Raw genomic sequence first — 1,094 nt, forward strand, 5'->3', positions numbered from 1 at the left:
ACGGCGTTGCCGATGAAGTTGGTCAGGGATCGGCACTCGCTCATGAAGCGGTCGACGCCGAGGATCAGGGCCATGCCGGCGACGGGGACGCTGGGCACCACCGAGAGGGTGGCGGCCAGGGTGATGAAGCCCGCGCCGGTGACGCCGGCCGCGCCCTTGGACGACAGCATGGCCACGCCCAGCAGGGCCAGCTGGTCGCCCAGCGACAGGTGCACGCCGGTGGCCTGGGCGATGAACAGCGCCGCCAGGGTCATGTAGATGTTGGTGCCGTCGAGATTGAACGAGTAGCCGAGCGGAACCACGAGGCCCACGACCGGCTTGGCGCAGCCGGCCTTCTCCATCTTCTCCATCAGGCTGGGCAGGGCCGATTCCGAGGAGCTGGTGCCCAGCACCAGCAGCAGCTCGCTTTTCAGGTAGCGCAGCAGCTTGAGGATCGAGAAGCCGTTGAAGCGGGCCACCGCCCCCAGCACCACCAGCACGAAGATCGCCGAGGTGGCGTAGAAGGTGCCCACCAGGGCGGCCAGGTTCACCACCGAGCCGATGCCGTACTTGCCGATGGTGAAGGCGAAGGCCCCGAAGGCGCCGACCGGGGCGGCCTTCATCAGGATGGCCACCAGCTTGAAGAAGGCGTGGGCCGTGGCTTCCAGCAGGTCGATCACCGGCTGGCCGCGATCGCCGACCAGGGCCAGGGCGACGCCGAAGGTCACCGAGAAGAACAGCACCTGCAGGATCTCGCCCTCGGCGAAGGCTCCGGCCACGGTGGTCGGGATGATGTGCAGCAGGAAGCCGACGATGGTGGTCTCGTGGGCTTTCGCCGCATAGTCGGCGATCTTGTCGCTGTGCAGGCTGGCCGGGTCGACGTTCATGCCCGCGCCCGGCTGGACGACGTTGGCGACGATCAGGCCGACGATCAGGGCCAGGGTCGAGAAGGTCAGGAAATAGGCGAAGGCTTTCAGCGCCACACGCCCGAACCGCCCCAGGTCGCGCATGCCGGCGATGCCGGTGACCACGGTCAGGAAGATCACCGGGGCGATGACCATCTTCACCAGCTTGATGAAGGCGTCGCCCAGCGGCTTCAGGTCGGCCCCGAACTT

Annotated in this window: 1 protein-coding gene; it reads right to left on the reverse strand. The window is 67.4% G+C overall.

The window, feature by feature from the left end:
* On the reverse strand, positions 1–1,094 hold a 1,094-nt coding region (gene dctA, locus DDF62_RS19755), incomplete at both ends, for a C4-dicarboxylate transporter DctA (protein WP_116490691.1).

Source organism: Caulobacter radicis (assembly GCF_003094615.1).
In the GTDB taxonomy this organism is placed as follows: Bacteria; Pseudomonadota; Alphaproteobacteria; order Caulobacterales; family Caulobacteraceae; genus Caulobacter; species Caulobacter radicis.